The following is an 18768-nucleotide window of genomic DNA, read 5'->3' as shown; positions in this document are numbered from 1 at the left end:
GCTCCTACTGGGCAAGCTCAAAGGCCTGATCGCCGACGAGGCGGCGGCGAAGCCAGGCGGAGAACTGATCGACGGCGAAGATCGTCGCGAAGAGCAAAAGCACGATCGCGAGCGTCTTGGCCTGATGGCCCTGACCGATCGACAGGCGCAGAAGCTCGCCGATGCCCCCGCCGCCCACCGCCCCGATGATCGTCGAGGCGCGCACGTTGATCTCGAGGCGAAGCAGGAAATAGCTTACGAAATTGGGCATCACCTGCGGCACGATGCCAAACCAGACCCGCTCGATCCAGTTGGCTCCGACGGCACGCAGGCCTTCCTCCGGTTTCATGTCGGCATTTTCGACCACTTCGAAGAACAGCTTGCCGAGCGCGCCGATCGTGTGGATCGACACCGCCGCGATCGCAGGGATTGGCCCGAGCGAGAGGATCGCCAGAAAGAAGCCGGCGATCACCACCTCCGGAAAAGCGCGCAGGACTTCCATCAGTCGACGCACGCCCCCCCTGATCCAGGGATTGGGCATGAGATTTCTGGCCGCAAGGAAGCACAGGATGAAGCCGAAGAAGACGCCGAGCACCGTCGAGAAGATGGCAATGTTCACCGTCTCCAGCATCTTGTGAACATATTCTGGAATATAGACGCCGTCGGTCAGATAGAGGCGACCCTCCGGGTAGTTATATTTGAAACTGCCATCGTCATAGGGCGAGGGGAGGTCGAGGAGCGCACGCCCGATCTCCATCGCATCGCGGGGCATCAGGTCGCCGACAAAGTCGAAGAAATGCGGCAGGCGGTCGACGAACTTTCCGGCATTGGAGTCGTTGGCGAACCAGAGAGAGGCAAAGAGCGTCAGCGCGAGAATTGAGAGGCCGAGCGTCGTGTAGAGCCGCCGCCGACTGCTGAGCTCCTGCCAATGGCGCTCGATGAGCGCGCCGTTCTCGCTCAATTGCCGGGAAAGCACGGAAGTGGCCATGGGGTTTCCGGCGGAAGCCGGCCTCTTTAGGGTCGGCGCCCTTCGGCGCCCCGCAAAACGAGGCGCTGGCCGCTTGGCAGCCAGCGCCAGGAACATGGCTTGAAACGATCAGCCGCCGATGGTTGCCTTGCGGGCGTCGATGATCGGCTTGTAGAAGTCGCTGTTGACCTCGGTGAAGCCGCTGAAGTCACCGCCCTGGATGGCCGAGAAGCAGGCTGCGTCGGACTTCGGCAGATCCATCATGAACTGCTTGAACTTCGCCTTCATGTCGTCGTTCAACGAGGTGCGTACGACGATCGGGCCGTTCGGGATCAGCGGTGAGCGCCACAGTTCGACAAGGTCGTTCATGTCGAGGACACCCTTGTCGACCATCTTGCGCAGGTTGCCGGAGGTGTAGCCGTCCTTGAACTCGCCGACGCCCGAACCGAAGGTCGTGCCGGCATCGAAAGTGCCCTTCAGGACTTCGAGAACGAGGTTTTCATGACCGCCGCCGAAGCCGGTCTCGCCGAAATATTCCTTCACAGGCGCGCCGATCGTTTCCGGCAGGGTCACCAGCGGCACGAGATAGCCGGAGGTGGAATCCGGATCGGCAAAGCCGAGCTTCTTGCCCTTCAGGTCTTCGAGCTTGGTGATGCCGGAGTCCTTGCGGGCCACCATGATCGAGTGGTAGCCGGTTGCGCCGTCGGTCTGGACCGTCGTCAGGATCGGCTCAACGGCGTCGGCCTTGGCGAGATAGATCTTGGCGTAGCCTGAGGCGCCGAGCTCGGCGTAGTCGAGCGTGCCGCCGAGCAGGCCCTGGATAACGCCGTCATAGTCTGCAGCCGGGAACAGCGAGACCTTCTCGACGCCGATGGCGGCCGGAAGCTGGTCGACCAGGCACTGGTAGTTGCGCAGGCGGTCGGCTTCGTTCTCGCCGCCCATGATGCCAATGCGGAATTCCTTGAGATCTTCGGCCTGGACATGGCCGACGAGGGCGATAAGCGCAACGGCGCCCAGAAGAGCTTTCTTCAGCATGAGGTTCGTCTCCCGTTTTCCGGCCGCGCCGGATCAGTGGCTGTTTCGTTAGGTACCCTTGACGCGGGCATTCGATCGCGGCGGCCTCAAAGGCCGGCCAGTGCCAGCGGCTTGAAGCCGGCCGATACGGTCTCCTCGCGGGCGGCACCCGCGGGAATGTTGATGCTCGTCGAGGTCATCGATTCCTCGATTGCCGTGCCGGCGCCGTAGATCTCGGCGACCGCGGCGGCGGTGAGGTCCTTCGGCTGGCCGTCGAAGACGACGCGGCCGTGCGCCATGCCGATGATCCGTTCGCAATAGTTGCGGGCCGTGTCGAGCGTATGCAGGTTGGTGACGACGGTGATGCCGTCGCGCTCGTTGATGTCGCGCAGCGCATCCATGACGATCTTGGCGTTGAGCGGGTCGAGCGATGCGATCGGTTCGTCGGCAAGCAGCACCTTCGGCTGCTGCATCAGCGCCCGGGCAATGGCGACGCGCTGCTGCTGGCCGCCGGAAAGCGTGCCGGCCGACTGCAGCGCCGTCTGCTCGATGCCGAGACGCTCGAGTGCGCCGATCGCCATGATCCGTTCGTCGCGGGAGAACAGGTTGAGGATGCTCGAGGCGGTCGAACGATGGTTTAGCCGGCCGAGCAGCACGTTGGTCAGCACGTCGAGGCGCGGCACGAGGTTGAACTGCTGGAAGATCATCGCGCAGTCGCGCTGCCAGTGCCTGAGCGCAGAGCCCTTGAGCGAGGAGACCTCGATGCCGCCGAATTCGATCGTGCCGGAGGAGGGATCGACGAGACGGTTGATCATCCGCAGCAGCGTCGACTTGCCGGCCCCGGAGCGACCGATGACCCCAACCATCTGGCCCTGTGGTATTTCGAAGCTGACCGAGTCGACGGCTCTCTTCTTGCCGAACTGGCGGGTCACGTTCCTCAGTTGAAACATCGGCGGCAGGTCCTCTTCCGGAGACTCCGGTGATCTTTGTGAACCTGCCATATCGGCGCATCGTGAAGGTGCGATGTCAGTTTGTTGTAGGTTCTGTTACAGGCCACAGGCACACGGCCTGGCTAGCACTTGAGCGCTAGCTAAACGGGTGAGAGTGGTCGAGGCTGCTACTGTTCGGAAGCGAAAGATCGCTTCCCAAGTGCTGCATGAGGTCGTCCTTCGATTGAATGACTCATGCAGCATTTGCATGAGTCATTGTCCCAATTTCATTTGAAACCATTGACCCCGCTTGCGATAACGCCAGCAGACGGGAGCGGGGGAAGGTGTTTACGGCTTTCGCCGCATCACGCTCTTATCAATATCCGACGGGAGAGAGACATGGCCGGCAAAAGTCAATTCCAATGGGACGATCCGTTCCTCCTCGAGGATCAGTTGACGGAAGACGAGCGGATGATCCGCGATTCGGCGCGCGCCTATGCCCAGGAACGGCTGCAGCCACGGGTGATCGAGGCCTATCGTGAGGAAAAGACTGACCCGGCGATCTTCCGCGAGATGGGCGAACTCGGTCTGCTCGGCGTCACAGTGCCCGACACCTATGGTGGGGTGGGTGCCTCCTACGTCGCCTATGGACTCGTTGCCCGCGAGGTCGAGCGCGTCGATTCCGGGTACCGCTCGATGATGAGCGTACAATCCTCGCTGGTGATCTACCCGATCTTCGCCTACGGCTCCGAAGAGCAGAAGCAGAAATACCTGCCGAAGCTGATCAGCGGCGAATGGATCGGCTGCTTCGGTCTGACCGAACCGGATGCCGGCTCCGATCCGGCGGGCATGAAGACGCGGGCGATCAAGACCGAGAGCGGCTATCGGCTGATCGGCTCGAAGATGTGGATCTCCAATGCGCCGCTTGCCGATGTCTTCGTCGTCTGGGCGAAGTCGGAGGCGCATGGCAACGCCATTCGTGGCTTCGTACTGGAGAAAGGCATGAAGGGTCTTTCGGCACCGAAGATCGCCGGAAAGCTTTCGCTCAGGGCGTCAATCACCGGCGAGATCGTTCTCGACAATGTCGAGATGGGCGAGGGGGCGCTGCTGCCGAATGTCGAGGGCCTCAAGGGTCCCTTCGGCTGCCTCAACCGGGCGCGCTACGGCATTTCCTGGGGTGCGCTCGGGGCGGCCGAATTCTGCTGGCACGCGGCGCGCCAATATGGCCTCGATCGCAAGCAGTTCAACCGCCCGCTTGCCCAGACCCAGCTCTTCCAGAAGAAGCTCGCCGACATGCAGACCGAGATCGCGTTCGGAATGCAGGGGTCGCTTCGCGTCGGACGGTTGATGGACGAGGGGCGGATGGCCCCGGAGATGATCTCTCTCGTCAAGCGCAACAATTGCGGCAAGGCGCTCGACATCGCCCGCATGGCCCGCGATATGCACGGCGGCAACGGCATTTCCGAGGAATACCAGGTCATGCGCCACATGCTGAACCTGGAGACGGTCAACACCTATGAGGGCACGCATGATGTGCATGCGCTGATCCTCGGCCGCGCCCAGACCGGGCTGCAGGCCTTCTTCTGAGCGGCGCGATCATGGAAGCGCCGCTCAAGGGCATACGGGTCCTCGAACTCGCCCGCATCCTCGCCGGTCCCTGGATCGGCCAGACACTCGCCGATCTGGGCGCCGAGGTCATCAAGGTGGAAAGCCCGGCCGGAGACGACACCAGGGCCTGGGGTCCGCCCTTCGTCGAAGGGGGAGGGGGCGAGAAGCTAGACGCCGCCTATTTCCACGCCTGCAATCGCGGCAAGCGCTCGGTGGTGATCGACTTCACGACAGAGGAGGGACAGGAGGCAGTGCGTCGGCTCGCGGCGCAATCGGATGTGCTTCTCGAAAACTTCAAGGTCGGCGGACTTGCCAAATACGGGCTCGACTATGAGAGCCTGAAGAAGATCAATCCGCGGCTGATCTATTGCTCGGTGACCGGTTTCGGCCAGGATGGGCCATATGCCCACCGGGCGGGGTACGATTACATCGTCCAGGGCATGAGCGGCATCATGGACCTGACCGGTGAGCCGGACCGCGAGCCGCAGAAGATCGGCGTCGCCTTCGCCGACATCTTCACGGGGCTCTACGGCGTCATCGCCGTGCAAGCGGCGCTGGCGCAACGCGGACGTACCGGCGAGGGACAGCAAATCGACATGGCACTGCTCGACTGCATGACGGGCGTGCTCGCCAACCAGGCATTAAACTTCCTCGTTTCCGGCAAGGCGCCCCGGCGGCTCGGCAATGCCCATCCGAATATCGCGCCCTACCAGGTCCTTCCCACCTCGGACGGGCATCTGATCGTCGCGGTCGGCAACGACCGGCAGTTCGTCAAGTTCTGCGACCTGCTCGGGCGTCCGGACCTTGCGGCGGACGAGCGCTATCGGAACAATGCCGGGCGCGTTCAGCACCGTGACAGGTTGACGGCGGAACTCGCGGCGGAAACCGCAAAATTCGAACGTGACGCGCTGCTCGCGAAGCTAGAGGCGACCGGCGTGCCGGGAGGGCCGATCAACACGGTTGCCGACGTCTTCGCCGATCCACAGATCGTCCATCGGCAGATGCGGGTCGAGACGCCGCATACGGGTGCGGCGACCGGCACGTCGCCGGGAGTCAGGACACCGGTCCGGTTTTCGGGTGCATCGCTTGCGTTGGAGCGCGGCGTGCCGCGGCTCGGCGAGCACACGGCTGAAGTGCTGGCGGAAATTGGGATGGGCACCTCGAACGAAAAGCGGTGAGCCAGATCCAGCCTCATCCGGCTCCAAAGCTCGATTCAACGTCGGCCATACCGCTCAAGGGCGTGCCAAAGGCCAAGGCAGCGTGCGGAGCGAACCCTCCGGCAGCAACTCGTCGGCGCGAGGATGACGCCCGCCGTGGAAGCGGTCCTCGCGGCCCTTGGCGAGAGCGATGCAAAAAGGCTTTCCTATGAACCCGTCCATTCCCTGCACGACGTACTAAGTCAGGTCGCGCGGACCGATCTCGTGGTCGTGTCCCGCTTCCACAATGTGGTCGCGGCCCTGAGAGCGGGAAAACTCGTGATTTCCCTGAGCTATGCCGCCAAAAATGATCTGTTGCTCGGAAAGATGGGCTTGGGCGACTATTGCCAGCATGTCGACAGCTTCGATGCGGGGGTCTCTGATCGAGCAGCTCTCGAGACCTGGAAGAACATTCCGGCACCGTCCGCTGGCGCGTCGAGAAGTTGAGGAAGAGCCTGGACCTCCAGGACGAATTCCTGCTTTCGACGGTTCTCCTAAACGACTAGGGGCCACACGCCCGAAAGCGGTAGAGCATGGCAAAGGCTTCGTCCAACAGGCCATCCTGATCGCCTATTGGCGTTCTCGCCCAACCCTTCCGGCCCAAGTAGCCTCTGCAAGATAAAATCCGCTTGAGAAGAGGTGCGCGATGAAAGTTCTGGTGACGGGCCATCAAGGCTATATCGGCTCGGTGATGGTGCCGATGCTGCTCCAAGCGGGGCATTCGGTGACCGGCTACGACAGTGACCTCTACCGCCGCTGCAGTTTTGACGCGGGGGGCGACCAGGCTTCCGTCCCTTCCTTCCAGAAGGACGTCAGGGACGTGCAGCCGCGGGACCTCGAAGGATTCGATGCCGTCATCCACCTGGCCGCACTTTCCAACGATCCGCTGTCCGACCTCGATCCCGACGTGACCTACGAGATAAACCACAAGGGAAGTGTGCGCCTCGCGAAGGCTGCGAAGGAGGCAGGCGTGTCGCGCTTCCTGCTTGCGTCATCGTGCAGCAATTACGGCCAGGCGGGCGACGGGATAGTCGACGAAACGGGCGAGTTGAATCCCGTCACGGCCTATGGCTGGTCCAAGGTACTTTCGGAAAGGGACATTTCCGACCTGGCCGACAGCAGCTTCTCCCCCGTCTACTTCCGGCCCGCTACAGCCTACGGCCTGTCGCCGCGTCTGCGGTTCGACATCGTGCTGAACAACCTCGTCGCCTGGGCTGTCACCAAGGGTGTGATCCTCCTGAAGTCGGACGGGACGCCCTGGCGGCCGATCGTCCACATCGAGGACATTTCCAGGGCCTTCATCGCAGGGCTGGAAGCGCCGCGGGACGCCGTCCACAACGAAGCCTTCAACGTCGGGCGGACGGACCACAACTACAGGATCCGCGAAATCGCCGAGATCGTCGCCGAAGTCGTGCCGGGCTGCCGGCTCGAATTCGCGTCCGACGCCGGGCCGGACAAACGCTCCTACCGCGTCAGCTTCGACAAGATCGCGCGCGCGCTTCCTGCCTTCAAGCCGCAATGGGACGCCCGCAAGGGTGCCGAGCAGCTCTACGACGCCTACAGGAAGTCGAACGTGACGCTCGAGGAGTTCGAGGGACCGCGGTTCCAGCGCATCGGCCACATCAAGCATCTCCTCGCCAACGGGCTTCTGGACGAACGGATGAGGGTTGTCGAACCTGCGGGGCCTCTGGCCGCGGCGGAGTGACCCGCTATGGAGCACGTTAAGCCGGACGGCCTTGAGCAGTCGCCTTCCATGGGTGTCGGCGACGAAATCCATGAATTGGCCGCAGGGCTGTTTCCGATCTGCAGGAGCATCACGGGAGACGGCGTGCGCCAAACGCTGGATGTCTTGTCCGATCAGGTTGCGCTCGAGCGGCACGAGGTGCCCTCGGGAACCCGGGTGTTCGACTGGACCGTCCCGCAGGAATGGAACATCCGGTCGGCCAGCATCACGGGACCGGACGGGCAGACGGTCGTGGATTTTGCCGACTGCAACCTGCACGTCGTCAACTACAGCGTACCCTTCAAGGGAATCCTGCCGCTCGACGAGTTGAGGCCGCACATCCACACGCTGCCCGGACAGCCGGATGCAGTCCCCTACCGCACCTCCTATTACGCCCCGACATGGGGTTTCTGCATGTCCTGCGACAGGGCGTCCGAACTGCCCGACGGCCTCTACCGGGTGGAGATCGACTCGGATCTCAAGGACGGCAGCCTGAGCTATGGCGAATACCTGCACCGCGGACAGACGGAGCGGGAATTTCTTCTGTCGGCTCACATCTGCCACCCCTCGCTGGCCAACGACAACTGTTCGGGCCTCGCCCTTCTGGCAATCCTTGCGAGGCACCTCGCGGCCAGGGAAACACGATACAGCTACCGCTTCTTGTTCGCTCCGGGCACGATCGGCGCGATCACGTGGCTGGCCCGCAACGAGGACCGAACGCATCTCATCGACCATGGCCTCGTGCTCTCCTGTGTGGGGGACGCGGGAAGTCCGTCGTACAAGCGAAGCCGCCGCGGCGACGCCTTCATCGACCGCGCCATGGCGCACGTGCTTGGGCATGAAGCGGGGGCGAAATTGTTGGATTTCTCGCCCTATGGCTATGACGAACGGCAATATTGCTCGCCGGGCTTCAACCTGCCGGTCGGCATGTTCCAGCGGAGCGTCTACGGCACCTTTCCCGAATACCATACATCGGCCGACAATCTCGACTTCATCAGTCCCAAGCACCTGGCGGACTCCTTCCGCATCCTGACGGACGTGATCAATATCGTCGAAGGGGACTGGACACCTTTGAACCTCTTCCCGAAATGCGAACCGCAACTCGGCAGGCGAGGGCTCTACGATGCCCTCGGGGGACAGCGGGCCCAGGAAGCGACCTCCATGTCGCTGCTATGGGTCCTGAACCTTGCCGACGGGAAGCATTCGCTGCTTTCGATCGCGCAGCGCTCGGGTCTGCCGTTCAGGGAAGTGGCCGCTGCCGCTGCCATCTTGTCGGATCACGGCCTCTTGGGCGAGGTATCCGATCTTTGATGCTCTCCTCAGCACGATGAGCGTCTCACGCGCGCGTCGCCCAGATCGCTTCACCGTTGCAAGAAACACTCTTTCGAGGCGCGTGACGCCACCTCCCGCAACAAGCGTCCGGTTTCCGCTTTCTCGCAGGGACACAGGAAAGCACCTGCTGCATCGCCGATACGATCGCCACTGGGTCGTTTGGCGATACTTTCGTGCAGCCGCCTTGCACAGCCTCTACCAACGCGCTTCCTGCAGACACGATTGGCGGCAGACCCATGTATGCGGGCTCCAGGGCAGGCATTCCCGAATCCTTCCAGGAGGCTCGGCAGGGACGAACGCCTCGGCATGCGCGTAGAACCAGCGCAACTGGCTCAGGCACATATCCCGGCATTACTACGCCAGGCACCGATATCGCGGACTCCATTATCTGTCGGTGGCCGTCGCCCCGCGGACCGCTGGAGTGCGCTCTTGGGGTGAGGAATTGACCGGCCTACCGGGTTTTCGGAAAGAAGACCCATGGCAAAACACCGCAGGTCACAGCATCGAATTCAAACGTCAGGTCGCGCAGGAATTCCTCGCCGGCGAAACGCTGCATGGTCTGGCAAAACGCCACGACGCGTCTGAAGACGGCCATTGACGGGAAAGCCGCCGCCGGGCGTGGTCCACCATTCCGACCGCGGCCCGCAGTATGCGGCCGAGCTCTACCGCGAGACACTGGCCGCCAACGGCCTGATCGGTTCGATGGGCCGCCGGGGCAACCCCAATGACAACTCCAAGGCCGAGAGCTTCATGAAAAGGCTGAACGTCGAGGTGTCTATCCGATGTCCTTCGAAACCTTCCAGGACATCACCGAATACCTTCCCCACTTCATCGAAGAGGTCTGCAACAAACGCCGGCTCCATTCAGCGCTCGGCTAGCCCCAACAGTTCGAGGATCAACACATCCGCCAGACTGGCAAATCAGCAGCCTGCGCGCCTCGCAGGCTGGCTTGATAAAGTGCGGCCGGCGTGTGGGGCGACAGGCTGTCGAGCATGACGCGGATGCACTCGGCCCGCGGGCAATGGCTATCGACGAGATCGCGCATGCAATAGGCAAAGTCGTCTGCGGTGCGCCGCTCGGTGACCTTCACCTTGCGTCGCGAATGGTGGGCGTCGAGGAAGACGAACAGGTTGGCGGTGCCGTTGCGCTTGTATTCGCAGTCGTAACGCTGCAGCCAGCCCGGCGCGACCGGGATCCTGCCGCACTTCGCCGTTGAGCTTGGTCGGGCTTCCTTAAAGCACACGCCCGGCCGCTTCGGGTCGGGCGCTTCGGCGTAGAGGTCGAGTACATCCTCCATGCGCGCGACATACTCGGCGTCGTTCGTGTCCATCAGGTGGTGATCACCATCGAAAGCAACGGCTTGATCCGCGGGTAGCAATGCGTCGCACGCAGCATCGAATTGCTCGTCGACCCCAACAGCCTACGAATTCTACGACCCGTCAAAATCCTTTGTGCAGAGTACTAGTCGGCTAGCTTCCTGACAGAGGCCACGTCCTGTCCCTTTCGGACATCGCGGTCGGCATCAGCGGCCAGTTTATCGAAAAGACAGGGTCGTTGAAGCGGACACCCGTCGCCGCGTGGGGTGTGTAGAACTGCGAAATGAGGTACGAGACCTCGGCGTCCTGGGTCAGCGTCTGAAACCCGTGGGCGAAGCCTGCGGGGATGTAGACCTGCTTCATGTTTTCGGGCGTGAGCTCGAAGCCCAGCCAGCGATTGCGGGTCGGCGAGTTGGGGCGCAGGTCCACAACGACATCAAAGATTGCGCCGCGGGCACAGGAAACGAGCTTCACCTCGGTATATGGCTCCTCCTGGAAATGCAGTCCCCGCAGGGTTCCCTTCCCGACGGAATGCGACCGGCTGTGCTGCACAAAGCGCGTCGCAAGCCCGCAATCTCCCATTTCCTTTTCGCAGAAGATGCGCGTGAAGGAACCGCGGTCGTCAATCACCGGTGTCGGCTCGATCAGCCAGACACCTTCCAGTTCCGTTTTGGTAAACTGCATGTCGCCCTCAAACCTGGTAGCCGGGCAAAGGACCGGCAGCCCAATTGTCGGGCAACTTCAGCCGGAACAGGAAGAGCTTCCCAAGTCTTAGGTGGCTTCTCCGATAGCGGTATGCCGTGCAGATGCATTACCCGTTCGGCGGTTTCGGAGTGGGCGCTGCCCGCGCCCGTTTTACTATAGGATTAAGGTGCGTACCGGATTGGGAAATCGAATCCCGGTCGCCGACGTCCTAACCTGCCCCTATCGAAAAGACGCTCTTTTTCGGAGGCGCGGCAGGCACAGGTTCAGAGCCAGCCACCGCGCCCAGCGGGGACCCAGTATGAACATTCAGGCTGTCGAAATCGCTCGCGACCACCACACCGCAGGCCGGGATGTCGGCTGCAGGCTTTGCGGATCGCGCTTGCGGCACGCACTCGTAGACCTTGGCATGTCGCCTCCGTGCGAGAGCTACCTGCAGGCCGACCAGCTTGACCAAATGGAACTCTACTATCCGCTCAACGTCCTGGTCTGCGACACCTGCTATCTGGTGCAGCTCAAGGAGTACATGAGCGCCGAGACCATCTTCAGCGAATACGCCTATTTCTCGTCCTTCTCGACGAGCTGGGTCGCCCACTCCAAGGCCTATTGCGAGGCGATCACGAAGCGCCTTGGTCTTGGTTCCGACAGCCTGGCAGTTGAACTGGCCAGCAATGACGGCTACCTGCTGCAGCACTTCCTGCCGCTCGGCGTTCCCGTGCTCGGAGTCGAACCTGCCGCCAACGTGGCCCGCGCCGCCGAAGAAAAGGGCGTGACGACCCGCGTGGACTTTTTCGGCGTCCGGATGGCGAACCAGATGATGGCCGAAGGACTGGCTGCCGACCTCATTATTGGCAACAACGTCCTGGCGCAGGTTCCCGACCTCAACGACTTCGTCGCGGGCATAAAAATCCTGCTCAAGCCGGAAGGCGTCGTCACCCTCGAATTCCCGCACATCGAGCGGCTGATGGCCGAGAACCAGTTCGACACAATCTACCACGAGCACTTCTCGTACTTTTCGCTGCTGACCATCGACCTCATGGCGGCCCGCCACGGGCTGCGGGTGATCGACGTCGAGGAACTGCCCACCCATGGGGGTTCTCTCCGCGTCTATCTCGCCCACGAGGGGGGCAGCTGGGCCACGGAAGACAGCGTGACCGAACTCCTCGACCGCGAAAAGCGGCACGGGCTGACGGAGATGTCGACCTACGCGTCATTCGGCCACAAGGCACAGCGCGCGAAACGCGACCTCCTGGCGTTCCTGATCGCGGCCAAGAACGAAGGTAAGAAAATTTGCGGCTACGGCGCGCCGGGCAAGGGCAACACGCTCCTCAACTACTGCGCCATCGGCAACGACTTCCTCGATTTTACCGTCGACCGAAACCCCTACAAGCACGGCCGCTTCACGCCGGGCATGCACATTCCAATCAAGCCCGTCGAAGCGATCAACCAGGCCAAGCCCGACTACATACTGATCCTTCCGTGGAACCTGAAGGACGAGATCATCCAGCAGATGCACCATGTCGCCGCCTGGGGCGCGAAGTTCGTGGTGCCGATTCCCTTCGTAACAGTAATCGATCCATCGGAGTTGCCGAAATGAAGGTCGTTCTTTTCTGTGGCGGGCGCGGGACCCGAATCCGCGATTATTCCGAAAGCGTTCCAAAGCCGATGATCCCGCTTGGTCAGCAACCGATCTTGCGGCACGTCATGCAGTGGTACAGCGATTACGGACACGACGAATTCGTGTTGTGTCTGGGGTATAAGGCTAATGTCATCAAGGAGTTCTTCCTGAACACCCGTCCGCACACATTTGCCGACTGCGTCGTGTCCGGCGGCGGCAGGGACGTCCAACTGCTCAATGAGGTCGACAAGGACTGGCGCGTGACGCTGCTCGACACGGGTATTTGGCGAAACATCGGAGAGCGCCTCTGGGCCGCGAAGGAGCACGTCAGACACGAGAAGATGTTTCTTGCGAACTACAGCGACGGGCTGACTGACGTCGACCTTGAGGACGTGATCGCCAAGTTCGAAGCCAGCGGCAAGATCGGCTGCTTCCTCGCGGTGCGCGCGCCGCTGACCTATCACCTTGCCGACATCGCCGAGGATGGCCGCGTCCGCGAGTTTCGCACGACGGAGACTTCGGAGATCTGGATCAATGGCGGCTATTTCGTATTCCGGCCCGAAATCTTCGACTACATGCGCGGCGGGGAGGAGCTCGTGCTCGAACCCTTCACGCGCCTGATCGCAGACAACATGCTGATGGCGTACAAGCACGAGGGTTTCTGGCGCTCAATGGACACGCTGCGCGACTGGCAGTCGCTCGAAGACATGGTCGAAAAGGGCGACATGCCCTGGAACGCGAAGGTCACCGCCGAAAAGAACAGGCGCAACATAGTCGCGGCGGCATCATGATGGGGCTTGGCCTCGCGCGTCGCGGGGAGGAACTCTCGGTCCTCTGCCTGGGTGCCCACTCCGACGACATCGAAATCGGCGCGGGAGGCACGATCCTCAGCTTGATCGCGTCAGGGGTCAGGCTGAACGTCAATTGGTGCGTGCTGAGCGGCGGCGGCCAACGGACGGCTGAAGCCAGTGCCTCCGCCGAGGCGTTCCTCGAAGGCGCGCAGTCGTCCAATGTCGACGTGGCGGAATTCGAGGACAGCTACTTCCCCTCCCAGAGCCGCGACATCAAGCATTGGCTGATCGATGTCAGGGCTCGGGTCCGGCCGGACGTTGTGTTCACCCACGCCCGGCTCGACGCCCACCAGGACCATCGCGAGGTCAACAAACTGACCTGGAACGTTTTCCGCGACCATCTGGTGCTAGAGTACGAGATTCCGAAGTGGGACGGCGACCTTGGCCAGCCAAATGCCTATTCGCCACTTACGGCGGAGGTCATGGAAAGGAAGATTGCTCTCCTGCACGAACACTTCGGGACACAGCGCTCGAAAGACTGGTTCGACCGGGAGACGTTCGCGGGCCTTGCGCGGCTGCGGGGAATGGAGTGCCGGGCACCCGAGCATTTCGCGGAGGCCTTCATGCTCCGGAAGGCGAGAATTCTTTAGCCGCCGAAACCGTGCTGCGCCTTATCATATCAACTGAATATGCTTGAAAAACAGCCATTTGCAAGTTGTTCTTGATAAGCCAGAACAACACGGGTTCCGAGGACATTATGGCTGTGAACAGAAATGGCTGGAAGGATGTTGAACTCGGCCGGCGAACAATTCGTCTCGTTGCCGAATGGCAAAACAAAAAGCGGCCGATCAGGCTGCCTATTTTATTATCAATTTTGAAGTTTAGGGCGTCGATCTGTAATTTGCAGAGCTTGATCTCACTTGCGGGTTTAAGGGATCTGTCGACACTGACTTTGTAAGGATTGTCGTGCGTGCTGTATCGGGTCTCACACGGCCGGAAGCTGCATTGACTCGAAGCGGGCTTGCGGCCCATCTGACTATCTTCGCATATCGTCCGCGAGGGGGCGAGCGCGTCATGCTCGTTCCTCCTCGAAGAGCTCACGTCGGGATTTGCCAACTCGGCGCATCGGACGGTTGCCGCCGCCACAAGTTAGTCGATCGCGGACGTCAGATTCCGACCTGGTGCAGGTCGGGCATTTGCCGCGCTGAGCTCGTCTGGGTCACAGGGTTGCATCTGCATTTCTGGTGATCGCAGTCGTGATTTTAGCTTGTTGGTCGCCTTTGTTGTAGCGGCGGAAGACGATCTGTGAAGGGCGGCCGACCAGTAAGCGGTCAGTTCCCGATTCAAGTGCCTGCGCATACACAGCCAGTGCGCCGTCGACGGCCTCGATCGTCTGTGAGATCGCTTCGTCATCGTGGGTGTAGCTGACCACAAGTGACGGCATCAGCACTCCCCGCCTGATCGTCTCCTGCATGAACAGGGTCCTGTACGCCTGCGACGGATGGCCGTTGCGGTCAAGGGTGGCGAATGCCAGGCAGCTAGATCGGCCGACTACCTTGAAGTGTCCGTCCACCCCATGCCGCCTGGCGGCTTCTCCGATGCCCCCCCTGAGTTTCTCGCCCTGACGGTAAAGATGACTAATCACGGGCTCGTTGCGGTATATCCGCATGGTGGCAATCGCCGCCGCGAGCGCATGCGTCTCCGCGCCATGGGTGGTCGACAGGAGGAACACCCTTGGGCGGTCAGTGTATTCCAGTCCTCCGAGACGCATGTATTTGCGTTTTCCGGCGAGCGCGGATACGGAGAACCCGTTGCCCAGCGCCTTCCCGAAGGCCGTCAGGTCCGGCTTGATGCCGTACAGTTTCTGCGCGCCGCCACTGTGCCACCTGAACCCGGTGATCATCTCGTCCAAAATGAGCAGCGCACCGTTTTCCCTGCAGAGGCGCTGGACTTCGTTCAGGAAACCGTCACGGGGGTCGTCGTCGCGCGACGGCTCGAGGATCAGGGCGGCCAGCTTGCCCGGGTGCTTGTCGAACAATTCCTTCACGCTGGCGATGTCGTTGTACCGGAAGGTGACCGTCAGTTTCCGGACGGCCTCAGGGATGCCCGAGTTCATCGGCGTGGTCCCAATGAACCAGTCGTCGGTCGAGAAGAATGGATGGTCGGCGCAGCAGGCGACGAGATCGCGCCCTGTGTAGGCTCGGGCGAGCCTGACGGCACCCGAAGTCGCATCCGAACCGTCCTTGCAGAACTTCACCATATCGGCATCGATGAGTTCCAGGAAGGTCTCGGCGCACTCGACTTCAATCTTGGCTGGCCGGGTGAAATTGGCGCCGCCGCCGAGGACGGACTCGACCGCCCGGACTACTGCCGGGTAGGCGTGGCCAAGTCCGACGGCACGGTTGCCCATGCCGAATTCGATGTATCTGTTTCCGTCGACATCCCAGACATGGCACCCCGAACCGCGCTCGATGAATCCCGGTGCAAGGACAGGATACTGGTCCTCGCCTTTCGCGTAAGTGTGGCAGCCGCCCGGGATCAATTCGCGGGCTCTTTCCTGCAGGAGGACGGATTTCTGGAATCGAATGCTCTGCTCTGACATCCTGGCCACTCCAATTGTACTGTAAGTCTACAGGTCCGGTGCCGGACTTTCGCGCTCTCCATAAGGTCATCGGTTAGCATTTTTGGGGGATGGCCGGCGGCGGGCCGTCTCCGGATTGATGGCTTTGCGTCCCGTTCAACCGTTTTGGTGAATCGCCGCCGGGCGGCTGCGGCGGCAACCTCCCTGTCGCTAGGGAGGAGAAATGTGTTGGGCGAAATGAAAAACTGACCCCATAACGATGCGAAGAACGGACCCCCTCGTGTCAAAACGAGGAGTGATGGATGACGAGCGCGATTTCATCGCATCCTGCATAGTCGCGAACGATGCAGGGCGGGGATATGCTTCAAGCTGATGAGGTGGTGGCAATGTTGCGGCTGCACGAGCTTGGCTGGGGTACCAAACGTCTATCGAAGGAATTTGGATGCGCCCGATACGGTTCGCCGATATCTTCGAGAGGCGGAGCTGCACCGTTCAAACAGCCTGCCCGGCGCAGTGCGTTCGACGGGCTTGATGATTGGCTTCGAGGGCGTTTTTTCGGCATAACAGTAATGCGGATGTGATCCGCCAAGAGTTGGCGAGCGAGCACGGAATTGTCATCGGTCTTCGTTCTGTGGAGCTTCGAGTACGACAGTGAGGGAGCTAAAGGCACAGAAGCCGGCGGCGGTCCGCTTTGAGAATGCGCAGGGCCATCAGATGCAAATCGACTTCGGTGACACGGAGGTGTGGATCGGCGGCGAGCGGGTTCGGGTTCACCTGTTCGTGGGTGACACTTGGCTATTGGCGGCGGACGCATACTCGCGCGTCACTCAGGGAGCGCCAGGCAGACTCGTTTGAAGGCATGGAAGGCGCTTTCCTGCAGTTCGGGGGGGTCGACGGAAGTTCTGATCGACAATGCGAAAGCCCTGGTCGAGCATCATGACGCGGTGACGCGGGAGGTGAGATTCAACGCGCGACTGCATGCTATGGGCGCTGGCTCGCCAACCTCATCTTTCCGCATCAAACCCATTATCTCGTTTTGCAGGAATACCGGAAGGCTATGGAAGGGACTGAAACACGACTTGGCCGCTTGAATCAGCATATCGCCGAAGCGATACCATCTTGGTCTATGGCGCCTGTCATTGCTGCTTACCAGGCTTTGCGCGGTGTCGCTTTTATCACTGCCGTCACCTTTCTTGCAGAGATAGGCGATGTCCTCCGCTTTGAAACGCCGCGGCAATTGATGGGCTACCTTGGCTTAGTCCCGAGAGAACGGTCCACGGGCGACGCGGTCCGAAGAGGCAATATCCACCAAGGGCCGGTAACACGAGAGCGCGCCGAGTTTTGGTCGAGGGGGCTTGGACTTATCGCTATTCAGCCCGGATTATCCGACCTGGAGGTTCGCCACGGGGGGTGTCAAAAGCGGAGCGCGACATTGCCCGGAAAGCACAGGTTCGCCTTTGCACTCGTTACCGGCGCCTGGCGGCCGCGGGGAAGCGTCAGTCATTGGTAACAGCTGCGATCGCGCGCGACATGGCCGCCTTCCTTTGGGCAATAGGCCGAGAAGTCCGACCGACTGGCCAGCAAAAGGCATACGGGCGACATCAAGAAAAAAACGGCGTCGAATTTAGAAGCCGCGACTTGATAGAATCACGCAGCTGCGTAGTGCCTGAGACAGGGCCTCTGTGGGGAACCCTCGCATGAATTGTGTGGCCGATGGTCGTATATCGATGCCCGCTGGCAGATTGAGGCAGCGCAGGACGAACACACGGAAATGCGGTATTCAATCCGCGCATCAGAGTCTGCTCAACCGTCGTTTTTTTAAGCTCTGTCTCCAGCCTTACGCACCCGCTTCAAACATACCGCATCCCCAATCACAACAGGGGGACCGCCGAAGGTTACGGAATTAGCTCTACAATGAACATCAGAGTTCATGCGCGACAAACGGCTGTCGAACCGCATCTTCAAGGACTACGACGACATCGTCGATCAATGCTGCCGCGTTTGGAACACGCTCATCGAACCGCCGTGGAAGATCATGTCCATCGAACTGCGCGATTGGGCGCATCGGTCATGATCAGCGCACGTCGGTATTCCGCCGTGACGTAGCAGCATCTTGTCAGGCCCTCCCCCCGGTCGAAATGCGCAACAGTGACGGCGCAACGCGGCTGGCAATCAGTTGCATGACGATGCACGTGCCAATGGTCAAGGGCCCCGAGAGTATGAAAAATATGTAGAATTTATCGATATAAAAAATCCGAGAAAATAAATGAAAAAGCATTATTTCAACATAATAGTGAGAAAGAAACATAAAAAAACTGAATTGAGAGTATTTAGATATTTTTCGAAATGCTGTCTTATTTAAATACCCGATCAACGGCCACGCCGCGAGGAAACCCAATAGTCTGTGCCCCATCCACCAAAGAGATTCAAAATCTACCTTGAAGTAGAAAATAACGAATGCCGCCACCAGATAACTCGGCACGGTTACTGGCAGCAAAAAATCTATAGCGCGAGCATCGATACGCATCGATGCCAAAAGTGCTCCAAGGAAGAATCCAATCAAAATATCGTTTCGTAATACAATATACGAATCAATGTTGAAAACGCCAACAATTAATATTAGCAAAAACGAATAAATTGGATATTTTCGAAATGGTATCGCAATGCACAAAGCAATTATATTGCATGAAATTAGATTTCGCAAGAAATGAAGCGGCTCATTCACAGGTCGCTCTGTAATACCAAGGAGTGCATTGCTCCAATTGAGAATGTCTCCGCTGGTCAATTCGTCGTATTTTGAGATATATTGACCATTCCACTGAAAAGCCAAAATAAACATGGCCATAGGTATATTCCACAGCAGCATCGGGACGAAGAGTGTCGTATATTTCTTGCGCAAGAACCACATCGGCTTCTGCTCAAAACTCGATAGGAAGCACAGATAGCCGGATATGATCGTTAAAGTACTAGTCATCTGAATCCGAAATTCGTGTCATAAGCTGTTGTCGACCT

16 protein-coding genes and 3 pseudogenes are annotated in these 18768 nt (G+C 60.3%); 12 read left to right on the top strand and 7 right to left on the bottom strand.

Annotation, left to right across the window (positions count from 1 at the left end):
- Positions 1-4: 4 nt before the first annotated feature.
- The 3 genes from phnE to phnC all read right to left on the bottom strand — a co-directional run bounded on the left by phnE (position 5) and on the right by phnC (position 2910).
- The gene (gene phnE, locus N181_RS01455) at positions 5-967 is read right to left on the bottom strand and encodes a phosphonate ABC transporter, permease protein PhnE (RefSeq protein WP_037430519.1); all 963 of its coding nucleotides are present in this window, start codon (positions 965-967) and stop codon (positions 5-7) included.
- 108 nt (positions 968-1075) lie between these two features.
- On the bottom strand, positions 1076-1981 hold the full coding sequence (gene phnD, locus N181_RS01450) for a phosphonate ABC transporter substrate-binding protein (protein WP_037435497.1): 906 nt from the start codon (positions 1979-1981) through the stop codon (positions 1076-1078).
- A gap of 86 nt (positions 1982-2067) precedes the next feature.
- Positions 2068-2910: a phosphonate ABC transporter ATP-binding protein gene (gene phnC, locus N181_RS01445; RefSeq protein WP_037430521.1), complete on the bottom strand. Its 843-nt coding sequence runs from the start codon at positions 2908-2910 to the stop codon at positions 2068-2070.
- A gap of 378 nt (positions 2911-3288) precedes the next feature.
- Between phnC and N181_RS01440 the strand changes: the two genes are divergently transcribed.
- The 6 genes from N181_RS01440 to N181_RS33895 all read left to right on the top strand — a co-directional run bounded on the left by N181_RS01440 (position 3289) and on the right by N181_RS33895 (position 9346).
- Entirely contained in the window at positions 3289-4476 is a 1188-nt protein-coding gene (locus N181_RS01440; protein WP_037430524.1) for an acyl-CoA dehydrogenase, read from the top strand.
- An 11-nt stretch (positions 4477-4487) separates the two neighbouring features.
- Complete coding sequence (locus tag N181_RS01435; protein WP_037435499.1) at positions 4488-5675, top strand: CaiB/BaiF CoA transferase family protein; 1188 nt, start codon at positions 4488-4490, stop codon at positions 5673-5675.
- 123 nt (positions 5676-5798) lie between these two features.
- Positions 5799-6140 (top strand): hypothetical protein, encoded by a 342-nt coding sequence (locus tag N181_RS01430; protein WP_037430526.1) that lies wholly within the window; start codon positions 5799-5801, stop codon positions 6138-6140.
- A 199-nt stretch (positions 6141-6339) separates the two neighbouring features.
- Positions 6340-7398 (top strand): NAD-dependent epimerase/dehydratase family protein, encoded by a 1059-nt coding sequence (locus N181_RS01425; RefSeq protein ID WP_037430528.1) that lies wholly within the window; start codon positions 6340-6342, stop codon positions 7396-7398.
- A 6-nt stretch (positions 7399-7404) separates the two neighbouring features.
- Positions 7405-8727, top strand: a complete 1323-nt coding sequence (locus N181_RS01420; protein WP_037430530.1) for a DUF4910 domain-containing protein — start codon at positions 7405-7407, stop codon at positions 8725-8727.
- Positions 8728-9190: 463 nt separating this feature from the next.
- A complete protein-coding gene (locus N181_RS33895; protein ID WP_153452096.1) occupies positions 9191-9346 on the top strand; it encodes a hypothetical protein in 156 nt (51 codons plus the stop codon).
- A 297-nt stretch (positions 9347-9643) separates the two neighbouring features.
- Here the strand turns inward: N181_RS33895 and N181_RS01415 are convergent, their stop codons facing one another.
- Complete coding sequence (locus tag N181_RS01415; protein ID WP_050994613.1) at positions 9644-10078, bottom strand: transposase; 435 nt, start codon at positions 10076-10078, stop codon at positions 9644-9646.
- A 139-nt stretch (positions 10079-10217) separates the two neighbouring features.
- Complete coding sequence (gene rfbC, locus N181_RS01410; protein WP_037430533.1) at positions 10218-10748, bottom strand: dTDP-4-dehydrorhamnose 3,5-epimerase; 531 nt, start codon at positions 10746-10748, stop codon at positions 10218-10220.
- A 319-nt stretch (positions 10749-11067) separates the two neighbouring features.
- On the opposite strand from rfbC, the gene N181_RS01405 reads away from it, so the two are divergent.
- The 3 genes from N181_RS01405 to N181_RS01395 are packed head-to-tail and all read left to right on the top strand — an operon-like array spanning position 11068 to position 13825.
- On the top strand, positions 11068-12363 hold the full coding sequence (locus tag N181_RS01405; protein ID WP_037430535.1) for a class I SAM-dependent methyltransferase: 1296 nt from the start codon (positions 11068-11070) through the stop codon (positions 12361-12363).
- Positions 12360-13175 (top strand): sugar phosphate nucleotidyltransferase, encoded by an 816-nt coding sequence (locus tag N181_RS01400; protein WP_037430538.1) that lies wholly within the window; start codon positions 12360-12362, stop codon positions 13173-13175. The genes N181_RS01405 and N181_RS01400 overlap by 4 nt, the downstream gene beginning before the upstream one ends.
- Complete coding sequence (locus tag N181_RS01395) at positions 13172-13825, top strand: PIG-L deacetylase family protein (protein ID WP_037430540.1); 654 nt, start codon at positions 13172-13174, stop codon at positions 13823-13825. Before N181_RS01400 ends, N181_RS01395 begins: the two co-directional genes overlap by 4 nt.
- Before the next feature lie 569 nt (positions 13826-14394).
- Here N181_RS01395 and N181_RS01385 read toward each other — a convergent pair.
- Positions 14395-15777, bottom strand: a complete 1383-nt coding sequence (locus N181_RS01385; RefSeq protein ID WP_037430544.1) for a glutamate-1-semialdehyde 2,1-aminomutase — start codon at positions 15775-15777, stop codon at positions 14395-14397.
- A gap of 323 nt (positions 15778-16100) precedes the next feature.
- Here N181_RS01385 and N181_RS01380 point away from each other — a divergent pair.
- The 3 pseudogenes from N181_RS01380 to N181_RS32760 all read left to right on the top strand — a co-directional run.
- Positions 16101-16739 (top strand): annotated as a pseudogene (locus N181_RS01380) (transposase); the annotation flags it as partial.
- Positions 16730-17337, top strand: a pseudogene (locus N181_RS01375) (transposase); the annotation flags it as partial. The pseudogenes N181_RS01380 and N181_RS01375, both read left to right, overlap by 10 nt.
- A gap of 343 nt (positions 17338-17680) precedes the next feature.
- Positions 17681-17830, top strand: a pseudogene (locus N181_RS32760) (IS630 family transposase); the annotation flags it as partial.
- Between the two features lie 42 nt (positions 17831-17872).
- On the opposite strand, the gene N181_RS01370 reads toward N181_RS32760, so the two are convergent.
- Complete coding sequence (locus N181_RS01370) at positions 17873-18730, bottom strand: acyltransferase family protein (RefSeq protein ID WP_037430546.1); 858 nt, start codon at positions 18728-18730, stop codon at positions 17873-17875.
- Between the last annotated feature and the right edge of the window lie 38 nt (positions 18731-18768).

It is taken from the genome of Sinorhizobium fredii USDA 205 (genome assembly GCF_001461695.1).
Taxonomy (GTDB): domain Bacteria; phylum Pseudomonadota; class Alphaproteobacteria; order Rhizobiales; family Rhizobiaceae; genus Sinorhizobium; species Sinorhizobium fredii.
Note: the sequence above shows the minus strand (reverse complement) of the source record. Positions and strands in the feature narration are given on the sequence as shown.